The 20,055-nt window shown below is 62.5% G+C and carries 15 protein-coding genes and 1 pseudogene; 12 read left to right on the forward strand and 4 right to left on the reverse strand.

Annotated elements, in window-relative coordinates; all coding sequences use genetic code 11:
* Nucleotides 1-583: alcohol dehydrogenase catalytic domain-containing protein (locus NKJ94_RS31170; protein ID WP_352530830.1), on the reverse strand; the 583-nt coding region annotated here is incomplete at its 3' end.
* A gap of 215 nt (nt 584-798) precedes the next feature.
* Between NKJ94_RS31170 and NKJ94_RS31175 the strand changes: the two genes are divergently transcribed.
* From NKJ94_RS31175 to NKJ94_RS31190, 4 genes and pseudogenes are all read left to right on the forward strand, one after another.
* Complete coding sequence (locus NKJ94_RS31175) at nt 799-2,811, forward strand: acetyl-CoA carboxylase biotin carboxylase subunit (protein WP_352530832.1); 2,013 nt, start codon at nt 799-801, stop codon at nt 2,809-2,811.
* A gap of 481 nt (nt 2,812-3,292) precedes the next feature.
* Complete coding sequence (dnaE, locus tag NKJ94_RS31180) at nt 3,293-6,820, forward strand: DNA polymerase III subunit alpha (protein WP_352530834.1); 3,528 nt, start codon at nt 3,293-3,295, stop codon at nt 6,818-6,820.
* A gap of 200 nt (nt 6,821-7,020) precedes the next feature.
* A complete protein-coding gene (locus NKJ94_RS31185; protein WP_352530836.1) occupies nt 7,021-7,995 on the forward strand; it encodes a methyltransferase in 975 nt (324 codons plus the stop codon).
* Between the two features lie 104 nt (nt 7,996-8,099).
* Nucleotides 8,100-8,578 (forward strand): annotated as a pseudogene (locus NKJ94_RS31190) (zinc ribbon domain-containing protein).
* Between the two features lie 10 nt (nt 8,579-8,588).
* Here the strand turns inward: NKJ94_RS31190 and NKJ94_RS31195 are convergent.
* Complete coding sequence (locus NKJ94_RS31195) at nt 8,589-9,470, reverse strand: DMT family transporter (protein ID WP_352530838.1); 882 nt, start codon at nt 9,468-9,470, stop codon at nt 8,589-8,591.
* Nucleotides 9,471-9,644: 174 nt separating this feature from the next.
* Between NKJ94_RS31195 and NKJ94_RS31200 the strand changes: the two genes are divergently transcribed.
* Nucleotides 9,645-10,163, forward strand: a complete 519-nt coding sequence (locus NKJ94_RS31200) for a hypothetical protein (protein ID WP_352530840.1) — start codon at nt 9,645-9,647, stop codon at nt 10,161-10,163.
* A gap of 141 nt (nt 10,164-10,304) precedes the next feature.
* Here the strand turns inward: NKJ94_RS31200 and NKJ94_RS31205 are convergent, their stop codons facing one another.
* Nucleotides 10,305-11,621, reverse strand: coding sequence for a DNA polymerase IV (locus NKJ94_RS31205; RefSeq protein ID WP_502904231.1), 1,317 nt, complete (start codon nt 11,619-11,621; stop codon nt 10,305-10,307).
* Between the two features lie 80 nt (nt 11,622-11,701).
* Between NKJ94_RS31205 and NKJ94_RS31210 the strand changes: the two genes are divergently transcribed.
* Both NKJ94_RS31210 and NKJ94_RS31215 read left to right on the forward strand, forming a co-directional pair.
* Nucleotides 11,702-12,277, forward strand: a complete 576-nt coding sequence (locus NKJ94_RS31210; RefSeq protein ID WP_352530844.1) for a GNAT family N-acetyltransferase — start codon at nt 11,702-11,704, stop codon at nt 12,275-12,277.
* Nucleotides 12,278-12,366: 89 nt separating this feature from the next.
* The gene (locus NKJ94_RS31215) at nt 12,367-13,851 is read left to right on the forward strand and encodes a hypothetical protein (RefSeq protein WP_352530846.1); all 1,485 of its coding nucleotides are present in this window, start codon (nt 12,367-12,369) and stop codon (nt 13,849-13,851) included.
* Between the two features lie 66 nt (nt 13,852-13,917).
* Here the strand turns inward: NKJ94_RS31215 and NKJ94_RS31220 are convergent, their stop codons facing one another.
* On the reverse strand, nt 13,918-14,217 hold the full coding sequence (locus NKJ94_RS31220) for a DUF3572 domain-containing protein (RefSeq protein WP_352530848.1): 300 nt from the start codon (nt 14,215-14,217) through the stop codon (nt 13,918-13,920).
* Nucleotides 14,218-14,443: 226 nt separating this feature from the next.
* Between NKJ94_RS31220 and NKJ94_RS31225 the strand changes: the two genes are divergently transcribed.
* From NKJ94_RS31225 to NKJ94_RS31245, 5 genes are all read left to right on the forward strand, one after another.
* A complete protein-coding gene (locus NKJ94_RS31225; RefSeq protein WP_006334976.1) occupies nt 14,444-14,815 on the forward strand; it encodes a response regulator in 372 nt (123 codons plus the stop codon).
* Nucleotides 14,816-14,848: 33 nt separating this feature from the next.
* Entirely contained in the window at nt 14,849-16,222 is a 1,374-nt protein-coding gene (locus NKJ94_RS31230) for a PleD family two-component system response regulator (protein WP_352530850.1), read from the forward strand.
* A gap of 461 nt (nt 16,223-16,683) precedes the next feature.
* Nucleotides 16,684-17,418 carry a FadR/GntR family transcriptional regulator gene (locus NKJ94_RS31235; protein WP_352530852.1) on the forward strand — a complete coding sequence of 245 codons (735 nt, stop codon included), beginning with the start codon at nt 16,684-16,686 and terminating at the stop codon, nt 17,416-17,418.
* A complete protein-coding gene (locus NKJ94_RS31240) occupies nt 17,415-18,602 on the forward strand; it encodes a PLP-dependent transferase (protein ID WP_352530854.1) in 1,188 nt (395 codons plus the stop codon). Before NKJ94_RS31235 ends, NKJ94_RS31240 begins: the two co-directional genes overlap by 4 nt.
* 30 nt (nt 18,603-18,632) lie before the next feature.
* Nucleotides 18,633-19,910 (forward strand): ABC transporter substrate-binding protein, encoded by a 1,278-nt coding sequence (locus NKJ94_RS31245; RefSeq protein WP_352530856.1) that lies wholly within the window; start codon nt 18,633-18,635, stop codon nt 19,908-19,910.
* Nucleotides 19,911-20,055: the final 145 nt, after the last annotated feature.

Genomic DNA, 20,055 nt, shown 5'->3' on the forward strand with positions numbered 1-20,055 from the left:
GGCCGAAGACTATCGCCGTCGCGCCTTGCTCGACCTTGGCCGTGTTGATGACAGCACCGATGCCGGTGGTGACGCCGCAGCCGATGTAGCAGATCTTGTCGAAGGGGGCGTCGGCATTGACCTTGGCCACCGCGATCTCGGGCAGGACCGTAAAATTGGAGAAGGTCGAGCAGCCCATATAGTGGAAGAGCTTGTCCTTGCCGATCGAGAAGCGCGACGTGCCGTCAGGCATCAAGCCCTGTCCCTGGGTGGCGCGGATGGCGGTGCACAGATTGGTCTTGCGCGACAGGCAGGACGGGCACTGCCGGCATTCCGGCGTATAGAGCGGGATGACGTGGTCGCCCTTCTTGACCGAGGTGACGCCCTTGCCGACGTCGACGACGATGCCGGCGCCCTCATGGCCGAGGATCGCCGGAAAGAGGCCTTCCGGGTCGGCGCCCGACAAAGTGAACTCGTCGGTGTGGCAGATGCCGGTTGCCTTGATCTCGACCAGCACCTCGCCATCACGAGGACCGTCGAGGTCGACCTCCATGATCTGCAGCGGCTTTCCGGCGGCGACAGCGACTGCGGCGCGGGTTTTCATCAGGCAATCCTCCCAAGGCAAATCTGCAGTCCAAGCTTAGATTTAACTTACCTCTCAACTCTGCGCTATGCACGAAGCGACGTTCCGACCCCGGATTTTCGTCAGTGCCCGCGGATTTGCATTCGAGATAGGCCCCGACTTTGCCTTGACCGGCCCCCTGAAGCCCATAAAACGGGAAGCCCATAAAAGAAGGGCAGCCGAGGGACGAGGCCTGCATGTTCACAAAGATCCTGATCGCCAACCGTGGCGAGATCGCCTGCCGCGTGATCAAGACGGCGCGCAAGATGGGCATCGCCACCGTCGCGGTCTATTCCGACGCCGACCGCGATGCCGTGCATGTCGAAATGGCCGACGAGGCGGTGCATATCGGCCCTTCGCCCGCTGCACAAAGTTATCTGGTCCCGGAAAAGATCATCGCCGCCTGCAAGGCGACAGGGGCTGAGGCCGTGCATCCAGGCTACGGTTTCCTGTCCGAGCGGGCATCCTTTTGCGAAGCGCTGGAGCGGGAAGGCATCGTCTTCATCGGCCCGAAGCCCAAGGCCATCAAGGCGATGGGCGACAAGATCGAATCGAAGAAGTTCGCCAACGCCGCCAAGGTGTCGACGGTGCCCGGCTGGCTTGGTGTCATCGAAAACGCCGCCCATGCCGAAAAGATCGCCGGCGAAATCGGCTATCCCGTGATGATCAAGGCCTCGGCCGGCGGCGGCGGCAAGGGCATGCGCATCGCCTGGAGCAAGGCAGAGGTGCGCGACGGCTTCGACCGGGCGCGGTCGGAGGCCAAGAGCTCGTTCGGCGACGACCGCGTCTTCATCGAGAAGTTCATCGTCGATCCGCGCCATATCGAAATCCAGGTGCTCGCCGACGCCCATGGCAACACGCTCCATCTCGGCGAGCGCGAATGCTCGATCCAGCGACGCAACCAGAAGGTCGCCGAGGAGGCGCCGTCGCCGTTCCTCGACGCCAGAACGCGGAAAGCCATGGGCGAGCAGTCGGTGGCGCTGGCCAAGGCAGTCGACTATCAGAGCGCCGGCACGGTCGAGTTCATCGTCGACAGCGACAAGAACTTCTATTTCCTTGAAATGAATACGCGATTGCAGGTCGAGCATCCGGTAACGGAGCTTGTCACCGGCATCGATCTGGTCGAGCAGATGATCCGGGTGGCGGCCGGCGAAAAGCTCGCCATCAAACAGAGCGACGTCAAGCTGAACGGCTGGGCGATGGAAAGCCGTCTCTATGCCGAAGACCCGTATCGCAATTTTCTGCCGTCGATTGGCCGGCTGACGAAATACCGGCCGCCGGAAGAGGGGCAATTCGGCGAGCTCGTCATCCGCAACGATACCGGCGTCACCGAAGGCTCGGAAATCTCGATGTTCTATGACCCGATGGTCGCCAAGCTGTGCACCTGGGCGCCGACACGGCTCGCGGCAATAGATGCGATGTCGGAGGCGCTGGACAGTTTTGTCGTCGATGGCATCGAGCACAACATCCCGTTTCTGGCGGCGCTGATGCAGCATCCGCGCTGGCGGGAAGGGCGGCTGTCGACCGGCTTCATCGCCGAGGAATATCCGAGCGGCTTCACGCCGATCGTGCCTAGCGCCGAGGAGAAAGCGGTGCTGGCAGCGATCGCCACCGCGGTCGAACTCCTGCGCCGCGACCGGCTCGACCGGTTGGGCGGGCGGTTGGCGCCGCATTCGGGCGCCTTGAAGCGCGATTGGGTGGTGAAGATCGGCGAGGACTATCTTTCGGTCGCCGTCGCTGAGGGCATGATTTCCATTCCGATGGAGCTCGACCTGTCGATCGACGGCGGCAAGCCGCTGACGGTGGCATCCGACTGGCGGCCGGGTGATCTCATCTGGCGCGGCAAGGTCGGTGGCCGCAAGGTCGCGGCGCAGGTCAGGCCGGCGCTGAACGGGTTCCGCATTGCCTGGAAAGGCATGTCGGTGACGGCGCGCGCCATGCTGCCGCGCACCGCCCAACTCGAAAGGCTGATGCCGGAAAAAGTGGCGCCGGATACCTCGAAGATGTTGCTTTGCCCGATGCCAGGCCTCGTCGTATCGATCGCCGTTGCCGAGGGGCAGGAGGTCAAGGCCGGCGAGACGCTGGCCGTGGTCGAAGCGATGAAGATGGAAAACGTGCTGCGCGCCGAGCGCGATCTCATCGTGTCGAAGCTCAACGCCAAGCCAGGCGACAGCCTTGCCGTCGATGCGGTGATCATGGAATTCGCGTGAGGCTGAAACCCGCCTGAGGCTGGCGGGACAGAGGGGCGCGCGAAGGAACGCGACCTTGCAATTGGTCGAACACGCTCGCTTGAGGAGGGACAAGGCGAGGCCGTGAGGAATTCGCATTTTTTGCCCCCAACAGCGTATTTTGTTCTTGCTTTGTGCCGGCAGCTATGCTATTAATTTGGGCATGGTGCTGATTGGCGCTGACGACCCGCCCGCCGTGGCGGGTTTTTGTTTGGGGCTTCTTTTCGACCAACGTGGCGGGTACTGCCGACCTCAATGTCGGCGGGACAGCGCCGCTCTCTGTCCTGCCGGACATCTCCTCCACGAGGGAGGAGATTGGCAGCTTCGGTGGCAGCGCCTTTTCTACCGACGGAAGCGGTTGCTAGCTCACAAAGCTCCAATCGCTTCCGCTGGACTCGTGTTATCTGCTGCCGGACAATACTTCTTTATCGACTGAGTCCTTTCAGGCAGCGCGAAAAAAACCATGGCGGATGAGAGACTTCCACGCGATCCCTTGCTGCGCGAAGCCTATGCCAAGGCGTCGCGAGCGGAGGCGCCGGCGCGCCGGTTCATTCATCTGCGCGTGCATTCGGCCTATTCGCTGCTCGAAGGCGCCTTGCAGCTCGGCAAGATCGTCGGTCATGCGGTGCAGGACGAGTGCCCGGCAATCGCCGTCACCGACACCAACAATCTGTTCGGCGCGCTGGAATTCGCCCAGAAAGCGGTAAAGGACGGCATCCAGCCGATCATCGGCTGCCAGATCGACCTCGCCTTTTCCGGCGAGGCGAGCGACAGCCAGCGCGACCGCAGGCGCCAAGGGCCGGAGATGCGGCCGGTGGTGCTGATCGCCGCAACCGAGGCCGGTTACAGCAATCTGGTCAGGCTGGTCAGCCGCGTCTACCTCGAGACACCGCCCGGCGAAGCGGTGCATCTGACGACGGAGATGCTGCAGGGCCACTCCGACGGTCTGATCTGCCTAACCGGCGGGCCGCGCGGCCCGATCGGCAATGCCTTGAAGGAGGACCGCCGCGAACTCGCCGAGACGCGGCTGCTGGCGCTCCAGGGCCTGTTCGGCGACCGGCTCTATGTCGAGCTGGAACGGGTCTCCGGCTACGATCGCGCCATCGAGCAGTCGTCGGTCGACCTCGCCTACCGCCACGATCTGCCGCTGGTTGCCACCAACGAGGCGTTTTTCTTTTCTCGTGAGGACTACGAGGCGCATGACGCGCTGATCGCCATCGCCGAAGGTTCCGTGGTCGCGGCCGACAATCGCCGCCGCCTGTCGCCGGACAATTTCCTGAGAAGCCAGGCCGATATGGCGAGGCTGTTTGCCGACCTGCCGGAAGCGATCGACAACACGGTCGAGATCGCGTTGCGCTGCTCCTATTATCCCAAGACCCGCAACCCGATCCTGCCGCGCTTTGCCGGTGGCGACGTCGCCGACGCCGAGGCGGCGGTGAAAGCGGAGGCGCAGGAGCTTGCCAGGCAGGCGCATGAAGGGCTGGAGGCGCGGCTGGCCGCGCATGGGCCGACGCCCGGCTACACGGCCGAGCAATATCGCGAAAGGCTGGATTTCGAGCTCGGCGTCATCGAGAAGATGAAATATCCCGGTTACTTCCTGATCGTCGCCGACTTCATCAAATGGGCCAAGGTGCAAGGCATTCCGGTCGGGCCGGGCCGCGGTTCGGGCGCCGGCTCGCTGGTCGCGTATTCGACGACCATCACCGACATCGATCCGCTGCGCTTTTCGCTGCTGTTCGAGCGCTTCCTCAATCCCGACCGTGTGTCGATGCCCGACTTCGACATCGACTTCTGCCAGGACCGGCGCGAGGAGGTCATCCGCTACGTCCAGCAGAAATACGGCCGCGACCAGGTCGGCCAGATCATTACCTTCGGCACGCTGCAGGCGCGCGCGGTGCTGCGCGACGTCGGCCGCGTGCTGCAGATGCCTTACGGCCAGGTCGACAAGCTGAGCAAGATGGTGCCGTCGAACCCGGCCAATCCGGTCAAGCTCGCCGACGCCATCGCCAACGAGCCGCGCTTTGCCGAAGAGGCCGAGCGGGAGCCGATCGTGCAGACGCTGCTCGACACGGCGCAGAAGCTGGAAGGCCTCTACCGGCACGCCTCGACGCATGCCGCCGGTATCGTCATCGGCGACCGGCCGCTGTCGGAGCTGGTGCCGATGTACCGCGATCCGCGCTCGGACATGCCGGTCACCCAGTTCAACATGAAATATGTCGAGCAGGCCGGGCTGGTGAAATTCGACTTCCTTGGCCTGAAGACGCTGACGGTGCTGGACAGGGCGGTCAAGCTGATCCGCCGCCGCGGCATCGAGATCGATCTGGCCAAGATTCCGCTCGACGACCCCGATACCTACGCAATGCTGTCGCGCGGCGAGGTGGTCGGCGTGTTCCAGGTGGAAAGTGCCGGCATGCGCAAGGCGCTGATCGGCATGCGGCCCGACTGCATCGAAGATATCATCGCGCTGGTCGCCCTCTACCGGCCGGGGCCGATGGAGAACATCCCGACCTATAACGCCAGAAAGCATGGCGAGGAGGAGATGGCATCGATCCATCCGAAGATCGACCATCTCGTCAAGGAGACGCAAGGCGTCATCGTCTACCAGGAACAGGTGATGCAGATCGCGCAGGAGCTCTCCGGCTATTCGCTGGGCGAAGCCGATCTATTGCGCCGTGCCATGGGCAAGAAGATCCGCGCCGAGATGGACAAGCAGCGCGAGCGCTTTGTTTCCGGTGCGGTCGAGCGCGGCGTCGGCAAGCCGCAAGCCGACTTCATTTTCGACCTGCTGGCAAAGTTCGCCGACTATGGTTTCAACAAATCGCATGCCGCCGCGTATGCCGTCGTCTCCTACCAGACCGCCTATCTGAAGGCGCACTACCCGGTCGAATTCCTGGCCGCGTCGATGACGCTCGACATGGGCAATACGGACAAGCTCGCCGATTTCCGCCAGGATGCGCTGCGCCTCGGCATCGAAGTGGTGGCGCCGTCGGTGATGACGTCGTTCCGGGATTTCGAGGTCGGCGAGAACCGCATCTTCTATTCGCTGGCCGCGCTCAAGGGTGTCGGCGATGCGGCGGTCGAGCACATCGTCGCGACGCGCGGCGAAAACCTGTTCAAGAGCCTCGCCGATTTCTGCGAGAGGGTCGATCCGAAGATCGTCGGCAAGCGCGTATTTGAAAGTCTGATCATGGCCGGTGCGCTCGACTGCTTCGGTCACGACCGCGCGGCAATGATGGCCGGCGTCGAGCGGATGATGGGGCTGGCGTCGCTGGCGCAGCAGAACGCGGTCACCGGCCAGCACGACATTTTTGGCGCCTCGCTAGGCGCGCAATCGCAGGCGCTCAACCTGCCGGCGACCGACCCTTGGCTCGCCGCCGACCGCCTGCACCGCGAATTCCAGGTGGTTGGATTCTATCTCTCCGCGCATCCGCTCGACGAATACAAGGCGGCGCTGCAGAAGATGCGGGTGCAGAACTGGGGCGAGTTCTCGGCCGCCGTCAAACGCGGTGCTGCCGCCGGCCGGCTTGCCGGCACCGTCACCACCAAGCAGGAACGCAAGACGCGTACCGGCAACAAGATGGGTGTCGTGCAGTTTTCCGACACGTCGGGGCAATATGAAGCGGTGCTGTTTTCCGAGGGACTGGCGCAATACCGCGACCTGCTCGAACCCGGCCGCTCGGTGGTGATCACCGTTTCGGCCGAGGACAGGCCCGAAGGCGTCAATCTGCGCATCCAGACCGTGCAGTCGCTGGAGGACGAGGCAAGCCGCATCCAGAAAGCGCTGCGCATCTTTGTCAGAAATGATGGACCGGCATCGACAATCCAATCGCAGCTTGGCCAGCGTGGCGACAGTCAGGTGAGCATCATCGTTATCAAGGAAGGCGGCGAGGGCGAGGTCGAGATCGAACTGCCCAACCGCTACCGCGTGTCGCCGCAGATTGCGTCGGCGATGCGTGCGGTGCCGGGCGTGGTCGAGGTGGAACTGGTGTGATCTAACGCGATTAGCACGGTTCCGTTTGTTTCGACCGTGTTCGCCACCCCAGCGCCGGCATTGCCCGGTGACAATGCCGCTGGTATCGTGAGCTCACCCGCCCATACCATCAACTCGTCTTTTCGGTTGCCGGCCTGGGTCTTTTGGCGGCCGGGGAGCGTGTCATGGATGAGCGGACAGCCGCTGCCGAACTCCAGAAGATGGTCAACGGGTTCCAGGTATCTCAGGCGATATGCGTCGCCGCCACGCTGGGCATTGCAGATCATCTCAAGGACGGAAAACGCGCCAGCGGCGAACTTGCCGCGTTGACCAATACCCATCCCCAGGCGCTCTACCGGCTGCTGCGCGCCCTTGCGTCGGTCGGCGTGTTCCATGAAGCGGAAGACCGGTTCTTCTCACTAACGCCGGTTGGCAGCGCGTTGCGATCCGATGTTCAGCATTCGGTCGCGCCGTGGGCGATTCTGGCCGGACGGGCCTATTTCCGTCGAGCATGGAGCGATCTGCTGCACAGTGTCAGCACCGGCGAAAACGCCTTTCGCCACGCTTATGGCAAGGGCGTTTGGGAATATCGGGCGGAGCACCCGGAAGAGTCCGTCATCTTCGACCGGGCGATGACGGCCATGTCGCGTGGCGTCGCCGCCGCGGTGATCGCGGCCTATGACTTCCGGCCGTTCTCCGTCGTTATGGATGTCGCGGGCGGGCAGGGCGCGCTGCTTGCCGAAATCCTCTGCCGCAATCCCGGCCAGCGCGGCATTCTTTTCGATCAGCGGCAGGTAGTGGCGAAGGCCGGCCCGGTCTTTGACGCCGCGGGCGTGGCCGATCGCTGCGACATCGTCGCCGGCGATTTCTTCGTCTCGGTGCCCGAAGGCGCCGATGCGATTGTGCTTAAATGGATCCTGCATGACTGGGACGACGACACAAACACCCGGATCCTGAAAACCTGCCGCCGGGCGATGCGCCCAGAAGGCAAACTGCTGGTGCTTGAGAGCATTCTGGCGCCGCCCAACGAAGGCGCCAGCGCAAAATTTGGCGATCTGAACATGTTGATCATGCCGGGCGGGCAGGAGCGCACGGCGGAAGAATTTAAGTTGCTGCTTGCGGCATCGGATTTCCAGGTCTCGAATATTGTTGAAGCCGGACCTCGCATCAGCATCATCGAGGCGAAACCGGTCTGATTGTCTTCCGGGTCTGAAACTCTCCGAATGTTCTCAAGAGCCATAGCGGCTTCTCCCTGCTCCGCCCCTGGACGGCTGGTGCCCCGAACGCTATCGCAGTCGTCATGAAGGTAGCTGACAAGAATAGGGCGCAGGATCTTTCGGCGTTGGCGCGGCTCCGCGACAGGCTGCGCAAGCTATATCACGGGCGCACACCGGCGGCGTTCCGGTTTCAGCTTGCGGCTGTTGTCATCGACCTTGCCATCATTGCCTTTTTCATCGCCACGCCGGTGATCCAGAAGTCGTCCTCGTTCCTCTGGCTGGATTACTCCGTGGCAGCACTTGTCGCCGCCGACATGATTGCCCGGCTGCTTGCCTCCAACGACATGCTGCGCTTGATGAAACAGCCGGCGTCGTGGATCGATGGCTTCATCCTGTTGACGCTGCTGATGCCTGCAGCGCTGGCCAATCTGGGCAGGCGCTCTTCCGTCCCACCAAGGTGTTCTTTCCTTGCCCGCAATGCGGGCTGCAGCGGCACGAGCCCGACGCCGTTCATTGCAAGGCCTGTGGGCACGTTCTGAACATACCCGACGACGGCGATTGAAACTGCAGCGCTACGCTGCTGCCGCTTCAGCAGGTTTGGTGGCTTTTTTCTGCAGATTGAGCAGATTGCCGAGCAGGATCAGCAGGGCGCCGCCGGCGGTGAAGGCGTCGATCTGCTCGTGATAGAGCAGCCATCCGATCATCGCCGACAGCGGCACGCGCAAAAAGTCCATTGGCGAGATGACCGTCGCATCGGCATAGACAAGTGCGCGGGCCATGCAGAAATGCGACGACATGCCGGTAAACGCGATCAGCAGGATCCACGGCCAGAGCTCGAGCGGCGGGTTTTGCCATTCGTATAGCGCCGGGGCGAGGCCAAGCACCGACTGGATGATCAGCATCCAGAAGATAATGCGCACGACGCTGTCCGTCCGCGTCAGCGATTTGACCAGGACCACCGAGACGCCGAAGCAGACCGCGGCGCCCAGCACGATAACATGCCCCGGATTGACCGCGCCGACGCCCGGACGCACGATGATCACCACGCCGATCAGCCCGAGCACGATCGCCGCAAGCCGTGGCCGGGAGAGCCTTTCGCCGAGGAAAGCGACCGCCAGCAGCGCGGTCCAGATCGGCGTCGTGAATTCGATCGAGATCAGCACCGCAAGCGGGATCAGCGTCAAGGCGTAAAGCCAGGCAGCCTGGCCGGTATAGTGGACGACGTTGCGGGTGATATGGGCCAGCGGACGACCGGTGCGCATCGCCGGAAAACCGCCTGACATCATGACCAGCGGCAGCAGGATGAAAAAGCCGATCACCGAGCGCAGCTCGAGCACCTGGAAAACGTTGAGTTCTGCCGTCGTGGCGCGGCCGGCCACCGACATCGCCAGGAACGAGGCGATCGACAGCGCCATCCAGAACGCGGCCTTGGGGATCGAGGGTGCGGGTGCCATGGGCGCTATGTCGCAAGCCGGCGCTTTCATCGCAACCGCTAGCCGACGCATTCGACTGGGCCAGCCGTGCAGCGTTGCAAACAGTGATGTTGAAGCCGGAACCCGCCGCTGAGGGGAGCGTTGGTCCCTCAGTGTTTGCGTGCTGTGTTTTGGATACCAACGAGGAGCGGTCCGATGAAATCACTTGCACGATTTGTACTTGCCGGCTGCCTGACGGCCGGGGCCGGGGCCGGGGCCGGGGCAGCGCATGCCGACGATCCGGATTTTCTTCGCTCATTCCAGGGGAATTTCGCCGGCAAAGGCATCGTCAAGGTGACCACCGATGCGCCGACGGTGAATGTCTCCTGTCATTTCAATTCCGACGCAACGTCGAGCTCGCTATCGCTCGACGGCAGCTGCCGCGGTCTTATCGTGGTGACGCGCTCCATCAGCGCCGATCTCAAATCGAGCGGGACGAAATACACCGGCACCTATGTCGGATCGCGCACCGGGCCGGCGCAATTGAGCGGCAGCCGCTCCGGCAACGCAATCAATCTCGGCATCCGTTGGGCCAAGGAGGTCAATGGCGATCGCAGGGCGCAAATGACTGTTGAGAAAACCGGCGAGGACGGCATGCGGCTGACCGTTATCGATACCGATCCGAAAACCGGAAAAAGGGTGGTGACCAGCAGGATCGATCTGCGGCGCACCTGAGCAGGGCATATTCAGGTGATGCCGGCCTGCGAACGGCGGCTTCTTGCGCTTCCGGTGCTTGCGTACCCGACAGTACGCTCCGCTCCGGTTCTCGGAAGCCACCACTCTCCTGACCTGAATCTTAACATGCCCTATGCCGTATCACTCCTCGATCGGCTCGGGCGGATGGGCATCGCGGCCCTTGCCGAAGGTATAGCCGGTTTCCACCGCCCTGCGGCCAAACTTGCCGCGCAGCGTGTCGATGGCGCCTTCGGCCATGGCGCGCTTGCGTGACTGGACGTCGACCAGGTCGGGCGGGTCCGCCCTGTCATCGTCGGAGAGATCGCTGACGCCAATGCCGAGCAGCCGGTATTTTGTGCCATCCGCTTCCTTGCGCAGCAGCTCGAGCCCGGTCGAAAAAATGCGGTCGGCCAGCCGGGTCGGATCGCCGAGCTGGCGATTGCGCGTGCGGATCTTGAAATCCTGCGTCTTGAGCTTGAGGACGACCGTGCGTCCGGCAATGCCGGATTTTTTCAGCCGGGCCGAGACCTTTTCCGACAGCGCCCTCAGCACCGAGACCAATTCGTCGACGGAGGCAATGTCGGTATCGAAAGTGGTTTCGGCGGAGACGCTTTTCGCGTCCTGGCCGGGAACGACGCGACGGTCGTCCTCGCCGCGCGACAGCCGGTAGAGCCGGTCGCCCATGACGCCATAGCGGCGCATCAGGTCGCCGCGCTCCATGCGCTGCAGCTGGCCGATGGTGCCGATGCCGTCGCGCTCAAGCGTGGCGGCAAAAGCCTTGCCGACGCCCCAGATCAGCGTCACCGGCTGCTCGGCCAGGAAGCCGGTCGCCTCGGCCTCGCCGATTACCGAAAAGCCGCGCGGCTTGCGAAAATCCGACGCCACCTTGGCCAGGAATTTGCAGTAGGAAAGGCCCGCCGAAACGCTGATGCCGATCTCCTTTTCGACGCCGAGCGCGAAGCGCGCCAGCACCACCGCAGGCGGCAGGCCATGCAGGCGCTCGGTGCCGGCGAGGTCGAGGAAGGCCTCGTCGATCGAGAGCGGCTCGACCAGCGGCGTCAGCGCCTGCATCATAGCGCGCACCTCACGGCCGACGCGGACGTATTTTTCCATGTCCGGCGGGAGGACCACCGCTTCCGGGCAGGCTTCGAGCGCCTTGAACATCGGCATTGCCGAGCGCACCCCATGGACGCGAGCGATGTAGCAAGCGGTGGAGACGACGCCGCGCTTGCCGCCGCCTATGATCAAAGGCCGGTCCTTCAAGGCCGGATTGTCGCGCTTTTCGACCGCCGCGTAGAACGCGTCGCAATCGATATGGGCAAGACGCAGCCGGTAAAGCTCCGGGTGACGCGCGAGTCGCGGACTGCCGCAGCGCTCGCAACGGCGTGCCTCGCTGCCCTGGAAACTCAGGCAGTCGCGGCAAAAACCGTGTTCGGGATTGTTGACAGGGGCCGCCATCGCTGCGAACAAAAAGAGAACAAATGCAATGGTACGACAGTGCGAGGCTGGCCACAAGGCGGCTGGCCGGGAGAGGATTGATGGAGACGATCATCGCACCGCTGACGCCTGAGCTTTGGGCGGATTTCGAGGACCTTTTCGGCAAGCAGGGCGCCTGTTACGGCTGCTGGTGTACGCATTTCCGGTTAGCGCCGGCGGTGCGCCGCGAGAGCAATCGCGAGCGCAACAAGGACCACATCAAGGCACGAATCGAGGCCGGGCCGCCGCCCGGCCTGCTGGCCTTCGAGGACGGCCAGGCGGTCGGCTGGATGCAGATCGGCCCGCGCGCCGACGTGCCCGAATGGAACAACCAGGGCAGGGGGTCGGCGCCGATCGACCCGGCCGACGCCACCGATCCGGGCGTCTGGGCGATCTCCTGCTTCTTCATCCGCACCAAGGCACGCGGCAGGGGCCTGTCGCACCGCCTGGTCGGAGGCGGCATCGACTTTGCACGGGAAAGTGGTGCACGGCTGCTCGAGGCGTGCCCGATCGACCTGTCGAAGGATTCGCGCTCGATCGGGCTGTTCGTCGGGTCGTCGCGGGTCTTCGAAAAGGCCGGGTTCCAGCGGTTGGTCGAGCGCAAGCCAGGCCGGCCGCTGGTGCGGCTGGTGCTGTAAGCGATGCCGCAACACATGGGCCTTCTCTTGCGGCTGTGATGGTATTTCCCTACCAGTGATAGAAACGGTGCGATTAAGTGAGGATCGACATGAAGCGCGTTTTGCCATTTGTTTTACTTCTTGCCTGCAGCGCACCGGCCTTCGGCCAGGCGGTCGACAGCCAAGGCGCCAAGCAGCTTTCCGACGATCTGGCGCACTATTTCGGCAAGAAGCTGTTCGATATCGGGTTCGTTAAAATTTCAGTCGACGGCGATGCCTACAAGCTGGCATTCGACTTCAAGCCAGTCACGGATTTGATGGCAAAGCAGCAAGCCTTCAAGTTCGACATCACGCCTTACTTCATGCTGGTCAAGCCACGCAAAGATGGACACTGGGACGTTTCGGCGGACGTGTCGCCCAAGGGGTCTATCGATTTCGGTGGCCCTGAGGGGCCGCAGCACATTGACTTCTCCGTGTCGGACAACAAGTTCACCGGAGTTTATGACCCCGACCTAGCCGCTTTCGCGAGCGCAACCGGTTCGATGGCTGGCATGACGATGACCACCCGAGAGCCCAAGCAGCAGGCGGATGTCACGGTCGGTCCTGGCACTGCCGTAATAGCTTCGACCAAATCCGCAAATGGCGGCATCGATTTCACGGTAACGGAAAAAATAACGAACTTCGCCGAAACGATCAAAGTCAACGATCCCAAAAGTGGGTTGAGTTTTCCGGCTGCTGTAAAAGCGCCTGAACTTTCCGTGGATGCGACCGGCAAGGGTTTACGGACAAAGCCGCTGCTCGACCTGCTTGCTTTCATCGTGGCGACTGACGATGAAGCCAAATTCAAGGCGAATGAGGCGGAGTTCAAATCGCTTCTGACGGCAGCACTGCCACTGTGGGAGCGGATCGACGGCACCTACGGCTTCAAGGACTTTGTGGTGGAGAGCCCGGTCGGCAAGTTCGGTGCGAAGCAATTGAATTCCGCCGTCGGCATGGACGGCATCGCCAAGGACGGCAAGATCAACTACGCGTTCAAGGTTTCCGGCCTGACAATGCCGCAGCAGGTGCTGCCCAGCTGGAGCGTTGCGTTGCTGCCGACGGATATCGACCTCAACTTCGGCGGCGCCAACATCGATCTGGACAGCATAGCGAAGAAAACCATAGAAACCCTTGATTTCAGAAAGGATCCACCGCTGCCGGCAGATTTTGGCAAACAGATCTCCGCCGACTTCCTGGCCAAGACGCCAAAGGTCGTTCTCGGACACAGCACGATCAAGAACGGCAACATCGAGATTGCGATGGAAGGCGAGATGAAGTTCCCCGGCAAGAAGCCGGATGCGGACGTGACTGTCGACATCACCGGATACGAAAAGATCGTGGAGACCTTGCAGACGGCGGCGAAGACGGACCCGCAGGCCGCGCAGTATTTTACCGGCGCGCTGGCGATCAAAGGGTTTGGCAAGACGCTGCCGGACGGCCGGCTGGAATGGGTGATCAACACCAAAGCCGACGGTTCGGTGACGGTCAACGGCGCCATGCTGAAGCCGGCCGACCCCGTCGGGACTGACGACAGTGGGGAAGAGGCAACGCCGTAAAGCACCAGCAGTGGCCCGTCGTCTGCGGCAGGTTCTTCGATCTGCCCGCAGTCTCGGGATCGTCGCCTATATCGAATGCTCATGATTGTCGTCGCCGAGCGGGAGCGCCCGCAATGCCTTGCCGACTGCGGCGGGCGGCGTTCCGGTCTCCTCGGAAAAACGCATCAGCGTCGGCTCGTGAGCGAGGATGAACTGCAGCACGCCGGCCAGGAATCCCGGCTCGCCGGCCGCCCGGCGGATGGAATGGGCTTCGATGCCGGTGATCGCCAGGAAACGCGGCAGCAGCTCCGGATCGGCGGCGACGAAGCCCAATGCCTTCACGGCAAGGGTTTCCGCTTCCTCGCGCATTGACGCTGAGTTTGCCATCACTACCTTCTTTGGAGTGAAATGAGTCTCTTTTCGCAGTAATCGCAAGCGCCGCTTGCGGCAAGCTCTTCAATGCGGCGATCGAGGTGGAATCCGGCGGCTTTTGCCGCGGCCGGTTTCCGTTTCGTCAATCATATCGCTGTATAGTGAAGCAGGGTTTGATGCGTACCGGCGAGGGCGCATGACGGCATCCTTGGACAAAAGGGTCAGCCGGGACGGGAAATCGATGCCTAAGAAGGTTATGATCGTCGAGGACAACGAGCTCAACATGAAGCTCTTTCGCGACCTCATCGAAGCGAGCGGCTACGAGACGGTGCGCACACGCAACGGCCTGGAAGCGCTGGATCTAGCGCGGCAGCACAGACCGGACCTCATCCTGATGGACATCCAACTGCCCGAAGTGTCCGGCCTCGAGGTGACCAAATGGCTGAAGGAGGACGACGATTTGCATGTCATCCCGGTCATTGCCGTCACCGCATTTGCGATGAAGGGTGACGAGGAACGCATCCGCCAGGGCGGCTGCGAGGCTTATATCTCCAAGCCGATCTCGGTGCCGCGTTTCATCGAAACCATCAAATCCTACCTGGGCGATGCCTGATGTACCTTTGCAGCCGAGCCGGAGCTTTGTGAAATGACCGCGCGGATCCTCGTCGTCGACGACATCCCAGCCAATGTCCGGTTGTTGGAGGTTCGGCTGCTTGCCGAATATTTCGAGGTTCTGACCGCCACCAACGGGCCGGATGCGATCGAGATCTGCGAGAACGGCAAGGTCGACGTCGTGCTGCTTGACGTGATGATGCCTGATATGGATGGGTTCGAGGTCTGCCGGCGGCTGAAGGGCGACCCGGCGACATCGCACATCCCGGTCGTGATGATCACCGCGCTTGATCAGGTTTCGGACCGGGTGCGGGGCCTCGAGGCCGGCGCCGACGATTTCCTGACCAAGCCGGTCAACGATCTGCAACTGATGACGCGCGTCAAGAGCCTGGTCAGGCTGAAGTCGCTGACCGACGAGCTGCGGCTGCGCGCCTCGACGACGCGCAATATCGGCATCGAGGAGCTTTTGAGCCGCAACTTCGCTGCCGACGACGCAGTGCCAAAGGTGCTGCTGGTCGATGAGCGTAAGTCCTCCTTCGAGCGCATCCAGAAGATGCTGCGCGGCAGCGCCGATCTCGACGTCGCCACCGATCCGCATGCCGGCTTCTTTCAGGCTGCTGAGCTGCCCTACGAGTGCGTGATGATCTCGACGGCTTTCGCCGACTTCGACCCGCTGAGGCTCTGTTCGCAATTGCGCTCGCTCGATCGCACCCGTTTCCTGCCGATCATCCTTCTGGCGGACGAGGGCGAGGAGGGGCGCATCATCCGTGGCCTTGAACTTGGCATCAACGATTATCTGATGCGGCCGATCGACCAGCAGGAGTTGACCGCGCGGCTGCGCACGCAGGTGCGCCGCAAGCGCTACAACGACCAGCTTCGCGCCAGCGTCACCCAGACCATCGAGATGGCGGTGACCGATGCCCTGACCGGCCTGCACAACCGCCGCTATCTCGACAGCCATCTGCAGACGCTGTTCGACCGCGCCGTGGCGCGGCGCCGGCCGCTGTCGGTGATGATCACCGATCTGGACCGCTTCAAGACTATTAACGACACGCACGGCCATGACGGCGGCGACGACGTGCTGCGCGAATTCGCGCGACGGCTGCGCAAGAATGTGCGCGGCATCGACCTGGCCTGCCGCTTCGGCGGCGAGGAGTTCGTCGTGGTGATGCCGGACACGGACGGCGCGGTGGCCGAAAAGGTCGCCGAGCGTATTCGCGCCGAAATCGCCCAGCTGCCGTTTCCCATCGGCGCCGAAGGCAAAGCCGTCGAAGTCACCGTCAGCGTCGGCGTTTCGTCGGTGCTGAAAGGGGTGGACACGGTCTCGGCGCTGATGAAACGCGCCGACCTTGCGCTCTACGAAGCCAAGAGCGGCGGCCGCAATCGCGTCGTCGCCAAGGCGGCGTAGCGCCGAACACCAATTAGTCGGTCAACCCAACAGGGTTACGAATTTACCTTAATCCAAGCGATTTGCGAGGCTTGGTTAAGAAACGGTTGATTTCCATAAGTTGTTGCGCAAATGTGAAGCTCTAGACGGAACCGGCGCGAGGCCAGATCGCCGGTTCGATCCGAAGAATACCCCATGATGCTCAGGTCCGCCGCATCTCCTGGGTCCGTGGGGTCGGCCGGCCGGCGCTGGCACATAGTGGCCTCCTCGTACCGCTGCCAAACGCCGGCCGGCCCCCATTCCCGAAAACATCAGCACTCCGCGCCAAGGTACAGAAGACGCTGGGTTTTTGCCGTGGCAAGTAATCCCGCGCTGGGAGCAGCAAGCCGAGGCAGGGGGCGCGCGTCGTCAGCCGATTGACAGAGCCCGCCTTCTGTGTAGAAATTGGTTGGACCATTGAGCCATTTGGTGAACCCCTCGGCATGACCGAATTCGGCCTTTCTCCCATACAGGCGACTGCTCGCGACGACGCGGTGCTCAAGGCTCTGGCCGGCTTTGTGATGCAGGAAGCCCTCGGGCCAGGCCACAAATTGCCGACCGAACGCATTCTTGCCGAGCGCCTCAAGGTCAGCCGCAACACGGTGCGCGAGGCGCTGACGCGCTGGGAAGGGCTCGGCTTGGTAGAGCGGCGGCAAGGCAGCGGCACCTATCTCAAGGGAGCGGTTTCGCTGGACATGCTGCACATGCCGCTGACACTGGCGGGCGGCAACGATTTCACGAGCCTGATGCAGACGCTGGAGATCCGCCGCGCACTGGAAGCGGAAGCCGCCGCCCTTTGCGCCGTTCGCGCAGGCCAGACCGAGATCGCCGAGATCGCGCGCAAGCTCAACATTATGGAGCAGGCCTTTCACACGCGCGCCGGCATGTCGGCGGAGGAGGACTGGGAATTCCACCAGTCGATCTACCGTACTTCCGGCAATCCGCTGTTCGAGCAGATCATCGCCGCCATGCACGAACTGTTCCATCGTTTCTGGGAACATCCGCTCGGCGTGCGTGATTTCGGCCACGCCAGCTTCCCCTTCCACCGCACCATCTTCGAATGCATCGCCGCGCACGATCCGGAGGGAGCCCGGGCAGAGGCGCTCAAGCTGATCGCCACCGTCGAGGACGATCTGAAGCGCGGCGCAGCCAAACTCAAACTTTCGGGCCAAAAATGAACGACCATCCCGCCGGTTTCGAACACGACTATCTCGCCGAAGCGGCGACGCTCCTTGCCCATGACGAGCCTTTCCCCGGCGGTGCGGTGGTGCCGCCGATCTACCAGACCTCGCTCTTCACCTTCGCCAATTATGCCGAGATGGCCGATACATTCGCCGGGAGGCGACGTCAGCCGATCTATTCGCGCGGCGATAACCCCACCGTCATGGAGTTCGAGGCGCGTGTCGCCGCTCTCGAAGGCGCCGAGGCCGCGCGCGGTTTTTCCAGCGGCATGGCGGCGATCAGCGCCACGGTGCTTGCATTCGTCGGTGCCGGCGAGCGCATGGTTGTCGTGCGCAATTGCTATGGCGATGCCTACCGGCTGTTCGAGCGGCTTTTGCCTCGGCTCAACATCAAGGTCGATTATGTCGACGGTTCCGATCCGGACGCAGTCGCCGCCGCGCTTCCCGGCGCCAAGCTGCTCTACTTGGAAAGCCCGACGTCGATGATGTTCGAGCTCCAGGACATAACGCATCTGGCGCGGCTGGCGAAGGAGCAGGGCATTGTCACCTCGATCGACAATTCCTGGGCGACGCCGGTGTTCCAGAAGCCGATTTCACATGGCATCGACCTGGTGCTGCATTCGGCCTCGAAATATCTCGGCGGCCACAGCGACACCGTCGCCGGCGTGGTGGCCGGTTCGGCTGCCCACATCCGACACATCAACGAACAGACCTATTCCTATCTCGGCGGCAAGCTTTCGCCTTTCGAGGCATGGCTGTTGCTGCGTGGCCTGCGCACATTGCCGCTGCGGTTGCCGCATCACATGAGAAGCGGGCTGACCATCGCCGAACGGCTGAAGGCACATGGCCATGTCGAGCGGGTCAACCACCCGGCCTATTCCAACCATCCAGGCAAGGCGACGCTTGCCGGTTATGCCGGGCTGTTCTCATTCGAGGTGACGGAAGACGTCGACATCCCGGCTTTCGTCGATGCGCTGAAACTCTTTCGCATCGGCGTCAGCTGGGGCGGCCATGAGAGCCTGGTCGTTCCGGCAAAGGCCTCGCTCGAGCAGACGCCGGGCCTGAATTCGATGGCGCGCTTCGGCGTCAGCCCGCGAACCATCCGCTTCAGTGTCGGATTGGAGAGTGTCGAAGACCTGTGGGCTGACGTTGCCCAGGCCTTCGACAAAGCAAAAAGATAAATGGAGCCGTTCAAAATGGGAGTGCTGAACATGAAGAAACTGAGCATCCTTCTTGGTGCCGTCGCGGGTCTGGCGATTTCCGCCGGCAACGTGCTGGCCGATTCCACGGTCAAGATGGTCGAGGTCATCACCAGTCCGCCGCGCACCGAATTCCTCAAGAAGCAGATCGCCGAGTTCGAGACGGCCAATCCGGGCGTCAAGGTCGAGCTGGTATCGCTGCCTTGGGGCCAGGCGTTCGAGAAGTTCCTCACCATGGTGCAAGCCGGCGACACGCCCGACATCGTCGAGATGCCGGAGCGCTGGATGGGCCTCTATGCGACGAACGGCCAGCTCGAGGATCTCGGGCCATACATGGCCAAATGGGACGATGCCAAAACGCTGGGCGAGCGTGCCAAGCAGTTCGGCTCGACGGTCAACAATAAGCAGTACATGATCCCTTACGGCTACTACCTGAACGCGCTGTTCTGGAACAAGAAGCTGTTCAAGGAGGCCGGCCTGGACGGTCCGCCGGCGACGCTCGATGAATTCGTCGAGGACTCCAAGAAGATCTCCGCGATACCGGGTAAATACGGCTACTGCCTGCGCGGCGGCCCGGGCGCCTTCAACGGCATGCACATGTTCATGAACATCGCCGCCGGCAAGGGTGGCTATTTCAACGAGGACGGCACCTCGACCATTAACGAGGAAGGCTCGGTTAAGGGCCTGCAGATGCTCGCCGACATGTACAAGAACGGTCTGGCGCCGAAGGATGCGGTGAGTTGGGGCTTCAACGAGACGGTCACCGGCTTTTATAGCGGCACCTGCGCCATGCTGAACCAGGATCCCGACGCGCTGCTCGGCATCGCCGACAAGATGAGCGCCGACGACTTCGCCGTGGCGCCGATGCCGGTCGGGCCGAGCGGCAAATCCTACCCGACGCTTGGTTATGCCGGCTGGGCAATGTTCGCCAATTCCCAGCACAAGGACGATGCCTGGAAGCTGATGGCAACGCTTTTGTCGCCCAAGGACAATCTGGAATGGGCAAAGGAAGTCGGCGTCATTCCGATCCACAACGGCGCCGACCAGGACGCCCACTTCAGGACCGAGCAGTTCAAAGGTTGGTTCGAGGAACTGAACAACGGCGACAAATACGAGATGGTGACGCCGCCGACGCATCTGGAAAACCTCGGCAATTTCGTCGACCAGGTGGCGATCAAGAATTTTCAGGAAGTGCTGCTTGGCCAGAAGGCGGCCAAGGATGTGGCCGACGAATGGGCCAAGTTCCTGACCAAGGAACAGCAGGACTGGCTGGCCAAGAACAAGAAATAGGCGCGCAGCTTTTCCTTCTTCCCGTTAACGGGGAGAAGGTGGCCCGAAGGGCCGGATGAGGCGCGGCGCAAGCATTTCAAGGTTCGTGCTGTCCCTCATCTGCCTGCCGGCATCTTCTCCCCGTGAAGAACGGGGAGAAGGACGC

It is taken from the genome of Mesorhizobium sp. M0060 (assembly GCF_040323155.1).
In the GTDB taxonomy this organism is placed as follows: Bacteria; Pseudomonadota; Alphaproteobacteria; order Rhizobiales; family Rhizobiaceae; genus Mesorhizobium.